Origin of the sequence: Actinomyces sp. 2119 (assembly GCF_003591215.1) — a bacterium.
Lineage (GTDB): Bacteria > Actinomycetota > Actinomycetes > Actinomycetales > Actinomycetaceae > Actinomyces > Actinomyces lilanjuaniae.
On sequence record NZ_QYRR01000008.1, the window covers coordinates 93894 to 110218 of the forward strand.

Here is a 16325-nt window from a genome sequence, read left to right on the forward strand (position 1 = left end):
CGTCTTTGAGGGAGAATCAGGAGCATCAACCATGGCCAGCAACAACGTGATTGCCGTGACCTTCTCGGAGGAGTCAAAGGCCTACCAGGCGTTCAGCGAGCTGCGTCAGGCCTCTGAGCAGGAGAGGATAGGCCTGGTAGGAGCGGCCGTCGTCGAACGCACCGCAGACGGGCAGCTGCGCATCCGGGACCGCAGGGACAACACTGCCGACTACGGGGTCGCCACCGGAAGCCTGATCGGGATGCTGATCGGCGTGCTGGGCGGACCACTGGGCATGCTTCTGGGCTGGGGCGCGGGAGCACTGATCGGCAGCTCGGTCGATATCAGGCGCGCGGACCGCGGCGCTGAGGTCCTTGCGGAGTTCTCCCAGGCGGTTTCCCCGGGCCAGACCGCCCTCCTGGCCGAGGTCAACGAGTTCGCCACCGAGGTCGTGGACTCCATCATGACCCCCCTGGGTGGCACCGTGCACCGCCGCAGTGTCGACGAGGTCCTCACCGAGCTGGAGTCCGCGCACGCGGCGGCCGAGGCGGCCCAGGCGGAGGCCCGCCGGGTGATGCGCGAGGAGAAGCGCACCGAGCGCAAGGAGAAGATCGAGGAGAGGATCAGCGCGCTCAGGTCCCGGCTGCGCATCAGAAGCTAGCAGCGGGGCGGCACCACACCCGGTCGGGTCCCACCGGGTGCTGTCCCCGACACGGCCTCGCCCGGGGACAGCACCCTCAGACTCACCGCAGGCAGGCCAGCGCCTCGCTACGTGCGACGACCGCCTGCACCATGGCAGGCACCTCACCGTCGTGGTAGGCGGCCGGGGCAAAGGCCCCGTCAGCGACGTCAGTGTTGAGAGAGAGGTAGACCTGCGGGCTGGCGACAACCCCACCGAACCCGGTGACGATCTGCTTGAGGTGCTCCACGGCACGGATGCCGTTGGAGTAGGAGTAGCCCACCAGCCCCACCCCCTTGTTCGCCAGGGCACGCGGCTCCAGGTAGTCAATAGCGTTCTTCAGGGCTCCCGGGATGGAGTAGTTGTACTCTGGGGCCACGAACACCACCGCGTCAAAGGACTGCATCGCCTGGTTGAAGGCAGCACCAGCCTCGTTCGCGGGAGCGCCCACCATCGGGGGGAGCTCCTCTGCGAAAAGAGGGAGGTCATAGGCGGCGATATCAACCAGCTCGGCCTCAACCCCCTCGACGGCACTGGCCTGGTCCACGACCCACTGGGCAATGGAGGTAGCGATCCGGTTGGGGCGGACAGAGCCGACAACGACGGCGACACGCGTCATAGTGTTCTCCTTGCAGGACAGAAAACGAGGAAAGACAGCGGGGCACCTAGGCCTTCCTGGCGCCCACGAACCGGGACACTTGATCCATGAATTACCTTAGGACCTAATATCCAGACTTGCCAAGGTCTATTCGATGATACCCACCACAGTCACCGGCGTCCCCCTGACGTGCCCTGGCGCAGCCCCACGGTCACCCCAGGGTCAGTCGGCAGCCCATTCAGCGTCCCAGGAAGAAACGGGCAGCAGGATCAGCGGTCTCCTCGTTGTAGGTGTATCCCAGCCGGTCCATGTGCTCGGTCAGCTCGGTGTCATCGGGGCCGGCAGCGAAGGCGCACAGGATGCGCCCGTAGTCGGCACCGTCGGTACGGTAGTGGAACAGGGTGATGTTCCAGCGCGTCCCCAGGACCTCCAGGAAGTGCAGCAGCGCCCCGGGGGACTCCGGGAACAGGAAGGAGAAGAGCCTCTCCGCCACCCCCGCCGCCGCGCGGCCCCCGATCATGGAGCGCACGTGGACCTTGGCCAGCTCGTCCTCCGTCAGGTCGATGGCGCTGTAGCCCGCCTCCTCCAGGTCCGCCACGATCTCAGCACGCTCCTGGTAGCCCCCGGTGGTACGCACGCCGACAAAGATCCGCGCAGGCTCGGCCTCGGTACGGCTGGCTGAGAACCGGTAGTTGAACTCGGTGACGGAGCGCCCTCCCAGCACGGCGGCGAACCGGAGGAAGGACCCCTGCTCCTCGGGGATCCTCACCCCGAGGATCGCCTCTCTCTGCTCACCGATCTCGGAGCGCTCAGAGATGTAACGCAGCTGGTGGAAGTTGAGGTTGGCCCCCGACAGGACACAGGCCAGGCGCTGGTCATGCAGGTCGTGGTCGACGGCGTAGCGCTTGAGCCCCGCCAGGGCAATGGCACCGGAGGGCTCGGAGATCGCTCGCACGTCCTCGAAGATGTCACGGACAGCGGCGGAGACCTCGTCGGAGGAGACAGTCACCACGTCGTCCAGCAGCTCAGAGCACAGCCGGTAGGTCTCCTCCCCGACACGTCGCACAGCCACACCCTCGGCAAAAAGTCCCACTCGGGTCAGGGTCACCGGCTGGCCGGCCAGGACGGCTGCGCTCAGGCAGGCCGACTCCTCGTGCTCGACACCGATGACCCTGATCTCAGGCATGAGCTGCTTGACCAGGACGGCGACCCCCGACGCCAGGCCCCCACCGCCTACAGGCACGAAGACGCAGTCCAGGTCGGCGTCCTGCTGGATGAGCTCCAGGCCCACCGTGCCCTGACCCGCGATCACCCGGGGGTCGTCAAAGGGGGCGATGTAGGTCAGGCCCTCCTCCCGTGCCGCCCGCAGCGCCTCAGCCTTGGCAGCGTCAAAGTTGTCCCCCGCCAGCCGGACCTCCCCTCCTAGCGCGCGCACGGCATCAACCTTGATCCTGGGCGTCACCGTGGGCATGACGATAAGCGCCCGCATCCCCAGCAGGGCCGCTGAGCGGGCCACTCCTTGGGCGTGGTTGCCGGCTGAGGCGGTCACCACGCCCCGCAAGCGCTCCTGCTCCCCCAAGGACCTCATGGCGTTGTAGGCACCACGGATCTTGAAGGAGTGGACGGCCTGGAGGTCCTCCCGCTTGACCTGGACCGTGCAGCCCAGACGGGAGGACAGAGCCTCCATGGGCTGGAGGGGAGTGTGCTCGGCCGCCTCGTAGACCGGGGCGCGCAGGATCTCCTTGAGGTAGTCCGACCTGGTCCAGCCGGTGGGGCCAGCAGCACTCGTCGCAGCGGTCCTGGCGGCAGGTTGCACCGCAGCAGGTTCCGTCACGACCGAGCCCGTGGTACCTCGAGGCCCGCTGCCCTGGTCGCGCCCGAGGGCGTCATCAGCCTGTGGGAAACTCACTCGAGCCACCTTAGACGATCAGGGTCAGGGGACGGAAACGAGACTCTGCACCAGGGGCGCGCACCTCCCTGTGAGACCCCTGAGATCCTCAGCCAGGGAAACCGCGATGTTATGAAATCGACCACACCCGCCACCTCGTCGCCGACCGGAGCTTTTCCAGGTCCTCACAACAAGAAACCCGGGTCCAGCCACCCAGCCAAGAGAGGCGAGGATGCAGGAATGACGCCAAAACGACGGACAGTCGAGACTGAGCACGCTAGGCTGGGGACCGTCGTGAGCAAGTTGTCGACGGCTCACCACCTCCGCCACGCTGCCGTATAAATTGTGCTGACGTCGTTGGGCGGAGTCATCATCAACGGAAGGGGCCCGTGTGAGCGCACTCAGCGCAGAACACGTGTACAAGGTATTCGGACGATCATCGAGACAGGCGGTTGAGGAGCTCCAGGCCGGGAGCAGCCGTGAGGACGTCGCCCGCCTGGGGACGGCGGCAGTCATTGACGCCAGCTTTGACGTGCGCCAGGGAGAGACCTTCGTGGTCATGGGCCTGTCAGGATCGGGCAAGTCGACCCTGCTGCGCATGCTCAACGGCTTGCTGCCCCTGACCTCGGGGCACATCACCATTGGCGGCCAGGACCTGGCGGACCTGTCGGAGAAGGACCTGCGCACCGTGCGCAGGGAGAAGATCTCCATGGTCTTCCAGCACTTCGCCCTTCTGCCGCACCGCAGCGTGCTGGCCAACGCCGCCTACCCCCTGGAGATTCAGGGCGTGGACAAGCAGGAGCGCGAGGAGAAGGCGCTGCGCGCCCTGGAGCTGACCGGCCTCAAGGGCTGGGAGACCTCCATGCCCTCCGCCCTGTCCGGCGGCATGCAGCAGCGGGTGGGGCTGGCCCGGGCGCTGACCGCCGACACGGACATCCTGCTCATGGACGAGGCCTTCTCCGCGCTGGACCCCCTCATCAGGCGCGACATGCAGGTCCAGCTCCTTGACCTCCAGGCGAGCCTGGGCAAGACGATCGTCTTCATCACCCACGACCTCAACGAGGCCATGTTCCTGGGCGACCGGATCGCCGTCATGCGTGACGGGCGGATCGACCAGATCGGCACCGCCGAGGAGATCCTCTCCGACCCCGCCAACAGCTACGTCGCCCGGTTCGTCTCCGACGTCGACCGCTCCCGGGTGCTCACGGCGGAGTCCCTGGTGGAGAGCCCGCCAGTGGTCATCCGGCCTGGCGACGGCCTCAAGGTGGCGCTGCGGCTGCTCAACGACGCCAAGGTGGAGGGTGCCTACGTGGTGGAGTCCGGCACCAGGCGCCTGCTCGGCTCCGTCTACGCCGAGGAGCTGGCCACCAGCCTGCGGGAGGGGACGGCCCCCAAGGAGGCGTCCAGGAAGGTGTCCGACGGATTCATCCACCCCGACGACTCAGCAGTGCAGCCGGGGACCACGCTCAACGAGATGTTCGCCGCCTCTGTCGAGGCGCGTCTACCGCTGGCCGTCACCAGCGAGGACGGCATCTTCCAGGGGATCGTGCGGCGCGTCGCCATGCTCCAGGCCCTGGCGGGAGGTAGCGAGACCGACGCCGCGCCCGACAGCCCTGAGGAGGTCACCGGGAGCACCGCGGACGACCAGGACGACCCGCAGAAGGACGGAGAGTACGCACGATGAGCTCCAGCCCCTACTTCCGGATCCCCGTCGGCGACTGGGCCGACGCAGCGGTCGACTGGGTCACCACAGCCTGGGAAGCGTTCTTTGACGGTGTCTCCTCACTCATCCAGAGCTGCTTCGACGGCGTCGACTGGCTCCTGGCCGCGCCCCCGTTCTGGCTGGTCATCATCGTCCTGACAGCGCTTGCCTGGGTGGCCCGCGGGTGGCTGGGCGGCCTCAGCGCCGCCGCAGGCTTCCTGGTCATCTACGGCATGGACCAGTGGGAGAACGCCATGGACACCCTCTCCCTGGTGCTGGTGTCCTCCTTCTTCGCTCTCGTCATCGGGATCCCCCTGGGAATCTGGGCCTCCCGGAGCCAGGCCGTGTCCCGCGCCGTCCGCCCCGTGCTGGACTTCCTCCAGACGATGCCCGCCTTCGTCTACCTCATCCCCTTCGTCGTCATCTTCCGCGTGGGGATCGTCCCGGCGGTGGTGGCCACCATCATGTTCGCCATCGCCCCCGGCGTGCGCTTCACCGAGCTGGGCATCCGTCAGGTGGACAAGGAGGTCGTCGAGGCTGGTCAGGCCTTCGGCGCCACCCCCACCCGCATCCTCTACCAGATCCAGCTGCCGCTGGCCCGGGCGACGATTATGGGCGGGGTCAACCAGGTCATCATGCTCTCCCTGTCCATGGTCGTCATCGCGGGCATGGTGGGCGCCGGCGGCCTAGGTTCCGACGTCGTCACCGCCCTGCAGCGGGTCAACGTGGGCCTGGGGGTCGAGGCCGGCCTGTCCGTCGTTCTCCTGGCCGTCTACCTGGACCGGGTGACCGCGGCCTTCGGCTCCCGCAGCTGGGGCTCCCGCTGAGGCCGACTCCTGCCCACCACACCCGTGCCGCACCCGCTGCGCCGCTCACCAGCCGCTCCCCTCCCGTCCCTGAACCGAAAGGAAGCACCATGAGTAACCAACTGAGCAACCACCTCACCCCACCCGGCATCTCCCGCCGCCACGCCCTGACCGTGGGTGCCAGCGTGCTGGCCGCCACCGGCCTGGCCGCCTGTGGCTCCTCCGGCGGCTCCGGCTCCTCCGGCGGCTCCGGCGGTTCCTCCGACAAGGCCCTGACCATCGGCGTGCCCGCGGGCTGGGACGAGGGCATCGCCATCTCTAACCTGTTCAAGGTCATCCTTACCGACGAGGGCTACGACGTCACCCTGTCCGACGCCGACGTCGGTGTCGCCTACAGCAGCCTGGCCAACGGCGACTACGACCTCATGCTCGACGCCTGGCTGCCCACCACTCACGAGTCCTACATGGACCAGTACGGTGACAAGGTCGAGGACTTCGGCGCCTGGTACACCAACGCCAAGCTCGCCCTGGCGGTCAACGACTCCGCCCCCATCACCTCTATCGCCGAGCTGGCCGACTCCGCCTCCGACTTTGACAACAGGATCGTGGGCATCGACGCGGGTGCGGGTATCACCACCCAGACCGAGGAGTCGGTCATCCCCACCTACGGCCTGGACACGATGGAGTTCGCCACCTCCTCCACCTCAGCCATGCTGGCCGAGCTCAAGGGCGCCATGAGCAAGGGGGACAACATCGTCGTCACCCTGTGGAGCCCGCACTGGGCCTACAGCGCCTACGAGATCCGCGACCTGGAGGATCCCGAGAACGCCTTCGGCGAGGCCGAGCAGATCCACGCGCTGGGGCGCCAGGGCCTGTCCGACGACATGCCTGACATCGCGACCCTGTTCACGGACTTCACGATCACCGACGAGCAGCTCAGCTCTCTGGAGGATCTCATGCTCAACGAGAACGAGGGCACGGACAACGAGGGGTCAGCCCGCACCTGGCTGGAGGACAACTCCGACTTCCGCGACTCGCTGAGCATCTGAGCGCAGCACGGCATACAACCGGGCCTGGGTGCTGCGCGACAGGGCCACCTGGGCCGGTGCGGCGTGGGGGACTGAGGCCGATCCTACTCGCTTGGTCTCAGCCCCCCAGCCTGTCAGGTCCCCGTAGCCGGGCTCAGCCGTCCCCGACGCCGCGGCGCCGCTCGACGGACATATTCACCCGGGAGGTGGCCACGGCCGTCACCGCGAGCGCCACCAGGGCCGAGGCAGGGGCGGCAACAGCCCACGGCGCCCGCTCGATATAGGGCAGGGCCTCGGCTAGCGCCAGTCCCCAGTCCGGCGTGGGGGCCTGCGCTCCCAGGCCGAGGAAGCCCAGACCGGCCAGCGCCAGGGCGATCCCCGGCAGCCGCAGGGCGGCGTGACGTGCCAGGGGCGGGGCGATGGCAGGCACCACCCGCGTCAGGGTGATCCGCGCCCTTCCCTCCCCCAGCACCGGTGCCAGGGCGACATCGGGCCGCTGACGGACCTCGCGCACGAGCGAGCCGGCGTGTGACGCCAGTGGCGCCCACGCCACGCAGCCCACCGCCACGGCGGCGCCCAGGGCGCTCGGACCTGTCACCGCCGCCACGACCAGTCCCGCCAGGACCGGCGGGGCCGCGTTGGCGACCTCGGTGAAGCCCATGGCGGCACGGGGCACCAGCCCCACCAACATGGCTACCAGGAAGCACGCAAGGCACACGACCAGGGCGGTGGTCGTGGTAGAGACCGCCCCGTGGGCCACGCGAGCCAGGACGTCACGCCCCAGGGCGTCACCTCCCAGCGGCAGGGCCAGGCTGGGTACCTCTAGCCGCTCGTAGCCGGTGGCCAGCGGGTTCCGGCCGATCCCCGCGCAGACCATCCCCATGAGGACCAGCGACCCGAGCACGGCGATGACGCCCGCACTACGCCCCGGACGGCGCACAGGTGGAGGCGCGGGCAGCGGGGTCCCGACGGCTGCTCCCAGCAGCCACCGGCGGACCAGCTCTGCCAGGGCACCGACTCCTACGGCCAGCGCCAGCAGGAGCAGGATCCCCGCCTGGAGGGAGGGGACGTCCTGCGCGGTGGCCGAGCTCAGGAGCGTCCTGCCGATCCCGGGGATCGCGAAGATCTGCTCGGTGGCCACCGCACCCCCGGTCAGCCCGACCACCACCAGACCCACCTGGCCGCACAGGGGCGCCAGGGCGCGACGCAGCACCGCCCGTGCCAGGGCGGCGCGGGATATGCCAGTAGTGGTCCAGGTAGCCACCCACCGCTCGTTGAAGGTCGCCGTGACGGCGTCGGCAAGCAGGCCACCCAGGAGACCACCGCCGGGCAGGCCCAGGGTGAGGGCGGGCAGCACCACCTGGGCAGCCCGTCCCCATCCGTAAGGCGGCAGCAGCCCGGCGTAGACCGCCAGCGTCAGTAGGAGCACCGGGGCCAGGAGGTACTCCGGCAGCGAGGTCAGGAGGGCCGCGACGGCCCCGCCCCGGGGACGGGGCTCCCCCCGCAGCCCAGCCCGCATGGCTGGCAGGGTAAGCAGTGTCGCGACAAGGAGGGACACCAGGAGGGCCGCCCCCATGAGGCCCAGAGACACGCTGAAGGCGTCCAGCGTACCGGGAGCGACGTCACCGCCCGACACCCATGACGTACCCAGGTCGCCGCGGAGGACACCGCCCAGCCAGTGGCCGATGCTGCCCAGGGGACCGTCACCCAGACCCAGCCGCTCCCGGATGGCCTCCAGCGCCTCCGGGGTGGGCTCACGCTCGTCAGAGGTTGCCCTCAGGATGGTCAGGGCAGGATCGTTGGCTGACAGCCACGGCAGCATCCCCACCAGGGCCACCAGTCCGCTAAAGGCGAGCACCCGGGAGGCCACGACCACCCCGTCGTAGTGGCGGCGGGCCCTGCGCGGCAGACCCACCACCGTGCCTACCATTCGGGCCATCAGCCCACCTGCTGCCTGACTCACTGCCCGACCTCACTGCCCGACCGCCGTAGAGGCGGTAATCAGCGCCCTGGTGTACGGGTCCCGCTCGGCACCGGTGAGCCCTGCCGCCTCCCCCTGGAGCAGGCGCTCGTTGACCAGGGGGACGGCCGCCCCGGTAGCGAGGATCGCCTCCTCCGCAGCGATGATGGCCTTGCGCCGCTCCTGCCCGGCCTCCAGCGCGGCGGCCTTGTCCAGCGCTGCGTCTACCTTCGTGTCCTTGAGGAAGCACAGCGAGAACGACCCGTCGGAGGAGAAGTCAGACTCCATGTAGGCCACCGGGTCCCCGGAGTCCAGGACCGTTCCTCGTGACAGGAGGAAGGCGTCGAAGGCTCCCGCCAGGGCGTCGGACTCGATCTGCTCGTACTCGCGTACGTCGTTCTTGACCGTGAACCCGGCCTTCTCCAGCTGCTCGGTGACGACGACGAGCACCTCCTCGAGCTCGGGACGGTCGCTGTAGGTACCGATCGTGATGGTGGTCCCCTCGGGAACTTTGCTGGCCTTGGCGGCCCCGGGAACCCGGCCCGCGGCACCGGCGCCCTTGGCCCCGGTGAAGGAGGTGGTGCCCCACGAGCGCAGCTCCTCGGCCCACGTCAGTGCCGGGCCGAACAGACCGGGCGCGACGTCGGCGTAGCCCTCGTAGACGGTGGCGGTGAGCTCGGTGGGCTCAATGGCGTCCCTGACGGCGGCCCTGAGGCCCTTGTCGGTAAAGACGCCCTCGGCAGTGTTGAGGTAGAGCGTGAGGGTCCGCGGCGTGACGATCTCGTGCAGGAGCGACTCGTCAAGGTTGGCGACCTGGGAGAAGGGGACCGCCTCGACCACGTCGGCCTCGCCGGTGCGCAGGGCGGAGCCACGTGCGGTGCCGTCAGGCACGAAGGACACGTCGATGCCTGACGCGGTGGCGGCCTCTCCCCAGTAGTCCTCATAACGCTCCAAGGTGGCGGTAGCCGTCCCGTTGACCTCAGTCAGTCTGAAGGGCCCGGTCCCGTAGCCGATAGGGTCAATGACGCCGTCAGAGGCGTCGGGATAGGCTCCCTCGGCGAGGATCACCATGCTGGGGCTAGACAAGCGCTGCGGGAGCAGCGGGTCAGGCTCGGCCGTAGTGACGACGACCTCGCTGCCCTCGGCGGTGACGCTCAGCTCGACGTCGTCGAGGATACGGGGAGCCTCAGGGTGGCTGGCCGCAAAGTCGATGCAGGCAGCCGCCTGCTCCGCGGTCAAGGCGCTTCCGTCGTGAAAGGTGACCCCCTCGCGGACAGTGAACCGCCACGTGGTGGCGTTGGTGCGCTCCCAGGAGGAGGCGAGCGCCTCGACCAGCTTGCCCTCGGCGTCGAGATTGACCAGAGTCTCGGCACACGACCACTTGGTCAGCATGAACGCGTCGTCAGAGAAGGGGCTCATACTGGCGCGCGGCGTATTAAACATGGCGAGGCGGACACGGCCGTCGGTGGCCTCGGGCGGGCCACCGCCACAGCCTGCGACCAGGACCGCACCTGCTCCTATGCCTAGCACCGCGATCGCCTGGCGACGGGTGGGGACCGGTGCGGAGGTGTTCATGTCTGTCTCCTTGCAGGTTGCTGAGGCTGGTAGGCGCCCTGCGGGGAAGGCAGGCTGGGCACGGCGTCACGCAGGGCACGGGCGGCGGGATGGGACGGGGCGGTCAGAAGGTCACCCATCGGCGCGTCCTCGACGAGAACCCCGCCGTCCATGACGATCCCGCGGCTGCAGATACGGGCGACAGCCGCTAGGTCGTGGGAGACAACAAGCAGGGCTGGGGCGGGACGGGCGCAGTCCAGGGCTGGGGCGGGACGGTCTTGCTGCTCTGCTGGTACGTGCTGGGGCTGGGCTGTGGTCTCCTTGTCAGCCAGGTCTGCACCAATCCCCGACAGGAGCTCCAGGACCTGGCGTCTCAGCGCAGGATCGAGCCCTGACACGGGCTCGTCAAGAAGAAGGTGACGAGGGGCTGGCGCCAGGGCACGGGCGATCGCAACACGTTGAGCCTGCCCGCCAGAGAGCTCGTGCGGACGAGAGTGCCACACCTGCCGAGGAAGCTCCAGACGAGTGAGAAGATCCTCGGCAGCAGCCGTGTGCTCCTCCCGGCTCCCGGGGACCCCCAGAGTCCGCATGGGTCTGGTGACCTGCGACACGACCCTGAGCCGGGGGTCAAGGCTGCTGGCAGCGTCCTGGGGGACATACTGGACGACCCGTCGGTAGGAGCGCAGACGACGCGCGCTGCGCCGGAGCACGGGAGTGCCGTCGAGCAGGATCTCCCCGGAGTCCTTCGGACCCGGAACGTCCAGAAGCAGCAGCGCACGAAGCAAGGTGGTCTTCCCGCATCCAGAGCGCCCGAGGAGGGCAGCACTGTGACCGGCAGGAAGATCAAGACTGACACCGTCGAGGACGGGGCGCAAGCCTCCGGAGCCGTCTGGGTAGGAGCGGGCGATATTGCTGACCCTCAGCCCCTCCACGCTAGGACACCTGCCGCACGAGGGTCCGCGGGCACCCATCGACGTCCTGCGCCTGCGGGAGCCTGACATCGGTGAACGCCGTCAGAGCGGCCGGGAGAGTTTCACGTCTGGCTGCCTCGCACATGGCCTGCGTCACCGGGTGATCAGGGCAGGCGAGGACCTGCCACGTGGCTCCCCTCTCGACGACCTCTCCCTGGGAGAGGACCACGATGTCCTCACAGATCATGGCAGCCGGGAGGTCGTGGGTAATCAGTAGCAGGGCCGGACCGTCGTCCCGACCTGTCACCCGGGCCAGAAGGTCAAGGACCTCAGCACGAGTGACGACATCCAGCGCCGTGGTGGGCTCGTCAGCAATCAGTACGGTCGGGTCACCCGCCAGGGCCAGGGCCAGGCAGGCCCTCTGACGCTGACCTCCTGAGAGACATCCGGGCACTCGTTCCGCAAGCCGCCTCTCCAGGCCAACGGCAGCAAGCAGGTCCGTCACACGCTGAGCCGCCCGGTGGCGGGTACTCTGCGAGGTACGGGCCGCCAGCTCGATCTGACGTCCGACAGGTGTCAGCGGGTGCAGGGCCGTGCTTGGATCCTGGGGGACCAGCGCGACCCGGTCCCGCAGAGGACGGCGCGAGGCAGGCAGCGGCAGGAGGTTGACCGCGGTTGCCGACTCAGGTCCTGTGCCCGTGAGGCTCCCGGTCACCGTCAGGCCTGGCGGCAGCACACCCGCAAGCGCAGCACAGGTCAGCGACTTCCCCGCCCCGGAGGCCCCGACCAGGGCGGTGCGGCTTCCCGGGGACAGGGCGAGGCTGACATCCTTGAGCAGCTGACGCCCTCCCGCGCGGACACTCAACGACTTAAGAAGGGTTGCCATACCTAAGAACCTTAGAGGCGAAAGGGCCGAGGCGCAATCCCGTCACGAAAGAGGCTGGTACCACGCCCACCACGCCAAGGCGCCACGACGGGCGCGCGCACCACACCTCCGGCCGACACCTGGGAGCAACTGTCATAAAGGCACCATAGACCATAATGACAACCGTTCTCAAATCTGGCTGATAGCACCACCGTGCCGCGCCCAGCCCGACAGCCCCTGACGACTGCGTGGCCCCCGGAGCGACGACGCCCCGTGGGCCACGCGCCCGCACCCCTAGTCGGCCCCCAGCAGGCCCAGGTCCCGCACGGCCCCCAGGTCGGCGCTAGTTGCCAGCATCGCGTAGGCGCGCAGGGCGGCAGAGACCTTGCGGGGACGCGGGGAGTGGGGGGTCCAGGCGGCCGCCCCGCGCGCCTCCTCCTGCGCACGACGACGCTGGATCTCGGCCTCGTCCAGGCGCACCGAGATGGAGCGGGCCGGGATGTCGATGTCGATGACGTCACCGCTGCGAACCAGGCCGACGAGGCCGCCCGCCGCCGCCTCCGGGGAGACGTGCCCGATGCTCAGGCCCGAGGTCCCCCCGGAGAAGCGCCCATCGGTCAGCAACGCGCACTCCTTGCCCAGGTGCATGGACTTGATGTAGGTGGTCGGGTAGAGCATCTCCTGCATGCCCGGCCCCCCACGGGGCCCCTCATGGGAGATGATCACCACGTCGCCTGCCTTCACCTTGCCGCCGAGGATGCCCTCCACGGCGTCGTCCTGGGACTCGAAGACCACCGCGGGACCAGAGAAGGTGAGGATCGAGGCGTCCACTCCCGCTGTCTTGACGATGCAGCCCTTCTCCGCGATGTTCCCAAACAGCACCGCCAGCCCTCCGTCGGCGGAGTAGGCGTGGGCGACGTCGCGGATGGCGCCGTTCTCACGATCAGTGTCCAGCGCCTCCCACCGGGAGGACTGGGAGAACATCTCGGTTGTGCGCACACCCGCGGGGGCGGCCAGGTAGCGGGTGCGGATCGCCTCATCCACCCGGCTCGCCTGCGGATCGCGCCCGCCGCCCTCGCCGGGGCAGCCGATGTCGTACTGGTCGAGCTCGTCGGCCAAGGTGCCACGCAACACGGTACGAGTGGTGGTGTCAAGCAGCCCCCCACGGTCCAGCTCCCCAAGGATGCCCATGATGCCGCCGGCCCGGTGGACGTCCTCCATGTGGAAGACGTTGGTGGAGGGAGCCACCTTGCACAGGTGGGGAACCTTGCGGGAAAGCCGGTTGATGTCGGCCATCGTGAAGTCGACCTCCGCCTCCTGGGCGGCAGCAAGCAGGTGCAGCACCGTGTTGGTAGAGCCGCCCATAGCAATGTCCAGGCTCATGGCGTTCTCAAAGGCGGCCTTGGTGGCGATCGAGCGCGGCAGGACGGAGGCGTCGTCCTCCTCGTAGTAGGCCTTGGTGATCTGAACGATCTGGCGGCCGGCCTCCTGGAACAGAGCCTTGCGGTCGGCGTGCGTGGCCAGGAGCGATCCGTTGGTCGGCAGCGCCATGCCCAGGGCCTCCGTCAGGCAGTTCATAGAGTTGGCAGTGAACATGCCCGAGCAGGAGCCGCAGGTGGGGCAGGCCAGGCGCTCAATGGCGGAGATGGTCTCATCGGGGACCGTGGGGTCACCGGCATCCATCATCGCGTCGATAAGGTCCAGCTTGCGGGTGGTGCCGTCCGCGGACACCATCTTCCCCGACTCCATGGGCCCGCCGGAGACAAAGATCGTCGGGATGTTCAGGCGCAGGGAGGCCATGAGCATGCCAGGGGTGATCTTGTCACAGTTGGAGATACACACCAGGGCGTCCGCGCAGTGGGCGGAGACCATGTACTCCACTGAGTCAGCGATGAGCTCTCGGCTGGGCAGGGAGTAGAGCATGCCGTCGTGACCCATGGCAATGCCGTCGTCCACGGCGATGGTGTTGAACTCCTTGGCGATACCGCCGGCAGCCTCGATCTGGGCGGCGACCAGACGGCCGACGTCGCGCAGGCCCACGTGCCCGGGGACGAACTGGGTGAAAGAGTTGGCGATCGCGATGATGGGCTTGCCGAAGTCGGAGTCCCTGACGCCGGTCGCGCGCCACAGGGCGCGTGCGCCCGCCATGTTACGGCCGGAGGTTGAGGTGGCGCTGCGGTACTGCGGCATGTTCTCTCCTGTCGGGAGGTCTGTAGGGACGTCACTGGGACGCACTCGGCAGTGGCGGTAGCGAGCAACCCCGTCACCGCAGTAGGCGAGGACCCGGTAATGACACCGCGTCCGCCTCCCAGCCTAGTGCTCCCTGCTAGAGCACGCACACGGCCCTGCGCATTCCCGGCCGACCGGACCGAGAGCAGCGTCGGCGCCAGGTCTGCTCAGCCGTCCTCGCGCGTAGGTTCATGCTAGGCACGACTCCTCGCCGGGAGCCTCCTGCCAGGCCCGCCGCCCAGACCGAGCGCCCCGCCCACCCGGAATCACATAACGCCTAGAATCTCCGTGACGAAGACGAGAGTGTCACCACCTCTGATCCCTGCTTGCGGGACGCCACGATCGCCGTAGCCAAGCTCAGAGGGGATCGACAGCAGCACCCGAGATCCGACCCTCTGTCCCACCAGGGCGTCGTCCCAGCCGCGGATTACCATCCCGGTCCCAACCTGGAAGCTCAGCGGCTGGCCACGGTCGTAGGAGCTGTCGAAGACCTTCCCGTCCCAGACCTGGCCCAGGTAGTGGCAGGCGATCGTGTCCCCCGGTTCAACCACCCGGCCGTCCCCGGCGTCGACAACCTGCACCTGGAGGCCCTCGGGTGCCTGCGGGCCGGGGAAGGTCAGGGACGGCCTAGTCCCCTTGGCGCCGCCGACGGAGGGCATGTTCATACTGATCATGGCAGGAGCCTACGCCAGGCGACTGTGGCGTACACCCAGGTCCCGGGCACTGACCAGCCCCACCGGCGGCGCCGGCACGGAGCAGGAGCCTCGGGCGGGGACCAGCAGCCCCCGTCCGGGGCTCAGTGAGGCCCTCAGTGGCTGCACTGAGAGCCTCACTGAGGACCTCCTCCACCGGCGCGCCTGTTCTGGTGCGGGTGTCAGTCGCGGAAGTAGGACAGCAGGCGGAGGAACTCGATGTACATCCACACGATGGTCACCACCAGGCCGAAGGCCCCGGCCCAGGCGTAGCGCTGGGGCAGGCGGTTGTCCACGCCCTGCTGGACAGACTCGAAGTCCACCGCCAGGCAGAAGGCGGCCATGACCACCGCGGCCAGCCCGATGACCACGCCCAGGGGGATCCCCATGACCTCGATGCTGCGCAGCCCCCACTGCCCCGGGGTCACCCCAGTGAGCATGAGCCCCAGGTTGACCAGGCTGAACAGCAGGTAGCCGCCCACGGCCACGAGCAGCACGCGCCGGACGCGGCCCTGGACCCTGAAGCCGACGAACCGGTAGGCGCACAGCACCACCACGAAGGTCGCCGCGGTGGCCAGCACCGCCTGGGCCACGATGCCCTCGTAGCGGTACTCCATGATCCCGGAGAAGCCCCCCAGCAGCAGGCCCTCGCACACCGCGTAGCCCATGATGAGCGCCGGGGAGGGCACCCGCCTGAAGGAGTTGACCAGCCCCAGCACCAGGCCCCCGACCAGGCCGACAAGCATCAGCATGGTCCCCAGGCCCGTCGTGGCCGGGGTGGTCACCAGGTTCCACGACACCGCCCCGACCACCACGATGACCGCGAACAGGCCCGCGGTACGGATGATGACGTCGTCATAGGTCATCCGCCGCATGTCCGTGCTCGTGGCTGCAGGCGCCCGGTACCGGGCCTCCATGCCGGCCACCTGCTCCGGGCTGACCTGCCCGTAGCCGGGCTGGGTGGTGCCGTAGGAGCCGCCCTGCTGCCCCCAGGCCTGGCCCGGGACCTGACCATAGACCTGCCCGTAGCCCTGGCCGTAGGCCTGCCCGGCCCCGTAGGACCGGTGGGCAGCATAGCCAGCCTGCCCGGAGCCGGTGTAGCCGGGCTGGTAGCCCGGCATCGTGGGGTACCCGCCAGGAGTGGTCCCCACGGGCTCGGACTCACGCACGCCCCCACCCGGGGCAAACGCCCGGCTCTGACTGAAGAAGGGATTACTCACTGCTACTCTCCGTCTACTACTCTCCGTTGTACTGGCCAGGCCTGTCCCAGGTACCACCTGGCTGCGGCGACACGGCAGCTGCCACCCAGTGCAGGATCGGCGGGACCGTCCGTGCCTCCACCTGGTCACCACCTGCGTCCACGGACAGACACCAGTCTAGCCCTCACGACCCCACCAGTCCCGGCGGTACGGGCAACCCCTGTCCGAACCGAGG

The 16325-nt window shown here is 68.7% G+C and carries 13 protein-coding genes; 4 read left to right on the forward strand and 9 right to left on the reverse strand.

Annotation, left to right across the window (positions count from 1 at the left end; genetic code table 11):
- Positions 1–31: 31 nt before the first annotated feature.
- Positions 32–640 (forward strand): DUF1269 domain-containing protein, encoded by a 609-nt coding sequence (locus D4740_RS10510; RefSeq protein ID WP_119836889.1) that lies wholly within the window; start codon positions 32–34, stop codon positions 638–640.
- 82 nt (positions 641–722) lie between these two features.
- Here D4740_RS10510 and D4740_RS10515 read toward each other — a convergent pair whose 3' ends face one another.
- Positions 723–1277, reverse strand: a complete 555-nt coding sequence (locus D4740_RS10515; RefSeq protein WP_119836890.1) for an NADPH-dependent FMN reductase — start codon at positions 1275–1277, stop codon at positions 723–725.
- Between the two features lie 217 nt (positions 1278–1494).
- Positions 1495–3165 carry a threonine ammonia-lyase, biosynthetic gene (gene ilvA / locus D4740_RS10520; protein WP_310732083.1) on the reverse strand — a complete coding sequence of 557 codons (1671 nt, stop codon included), beginning with the start codon at positions 3163–3165 and terminating at the stop codon, positions 1495–1497.
- Between the two features lie 370 nt (positions 3166–3535).
- On the opposite strand from ilvA, the gene D4740_RS10525 reads away from it, so the two are divergent.
- The 3 genes from D4740_RS10525 to D4740_RS10535 all read left to right on the forward strand — a co-directional run bounded on the left by D4740_RS10525 (position 3536) and on the right by D4740_RS10535 (position 6701).
- Positions 3536–4828 (forward strand): glycine betaine/L-proline ABC transporter ATP-binding protein, encoded by a 1293-nt coding sequence (locus D4740_RS10525; protein ID WP_119836891.1) that lies wholly within the window; start codon positions 3536–3538, stop codon positions 4826–4828.
- The gene (locus D4740_RS10530; protein ID WP_119836892.1) at positions 4825–5673 is read left to right on the forward strand and encodes a proline/glycine betaine ABC transporter permease; all 849 of its coding nucleotides are present in this window, start codon (positions 4825–4827) and stop codon (positions 5671–5673) included. The genes D4740_RS10525 and D4740_RS10530 overlap by 4 nt, the downstream gene beginning before the upstream one ends.
- Before the next feature lie 89 nt (positions 5674–5762).
- Complete coding sequence (locus tag D4740_RS10535; protein WP_119836893.1) at positions 5763–6701, forward strand: glycine betaine ABC transporter substrate-binding protein; 939 nt, start codon at positions 5763–5765, stop codon at positions 6699–6701.
- A 133-nt stretch (positions 6702–6834) separates the two neighbouring features.
- On the opposite strand, the gene D4740_RS10540 is transcribed toward D4740_RS10535, so the two are convergent.
- The 7 genes from D4740_RS10540 to D4740_RS10570 form a co-directional block, all read right to left on the reverse strand.
- On the reverse strand, positions 6835–8619 hold the full coding sequence (locus D4740_RS10540) for an ABC transporter permease subunit (protein WP_259390800.1): 1785 nt from the start codon (positions 8617–8619) through the stop codon (positions 6835–6837).
- Between the two features lie 33 nt (positions 8620–8652).
- Positions 8653–10215, reverse strand: a complete 1563-nt coding sequence (locus D4740_RS10545; protein ID WP_119836894.1) for an ABC transporter substrate-binding protein — start codon at positions 10213–10215, stop codon at positions 8653–8655.
- Positions 10212–11126 (reverse strand): ATP-binding cassette domain-containing protein, encoded by a 915-nt coding sequence (locus D4740_RS10550; protein ID WP_259390801.1) that lies wholly within the window; start codon positions 11124–11126, stop codon positions 10212–10214. Before D4740_RS10550 ends, D4740_RS10545 begins: the two co-directional genes overlap by 4 nt.
- Position 11127: 1 nt before the next feature.
- Entirely contained in the window at positions 11128–11991 is an 864-nt protein-coding gene (locus D4740_RS10555) for an ATP-binding cassette domain-containing protein (RefSeq protein ID WP_119836896.1), read from the reverse strand.
- Between the two features lie 273 nt (positions 11992–12264).
- Entirely contained in the window at positions 12265–14160 is a 1896-nt protein-coding gene (gene ilvD / locus D4740_RS10560; protein ID WP_119836897.1) for a dihydroxy-acid dehydratase, read from the reverse strand.
- A 305-nt stretch (positions 14161–14465) separates the two neighbouring features.
- The gene (locus D4740_RS10565) at positions 14466–14873 is read right to left on the reverse strand and encodes an FKBP-type peptidyl-prolyl cis-trans isomerase (protein ID WP_119836898.1); all 408 of its coding nucleotides are present in this window, start codon (positions 14871–14873) and stop codon (positions 14466–14468) included.
- A gap of 200 nt (positions 14874–15073) precedes the next feature.
- Positions 15074–16111 carry a Bax inhibitor-1/YccA family protein gene (locus D4740_RS10570; protein ID WP_119836899.1) on the reverse strand — a complete coding sequence of 346 codons (1038 nt, stop codon included), beginning with the start codon at positions 16109–16111 and terminating at the stop codon, positions 15074–15076.
- Between the last annotated feature and the right edge of the window lie 214 nt (positions 16112–16325).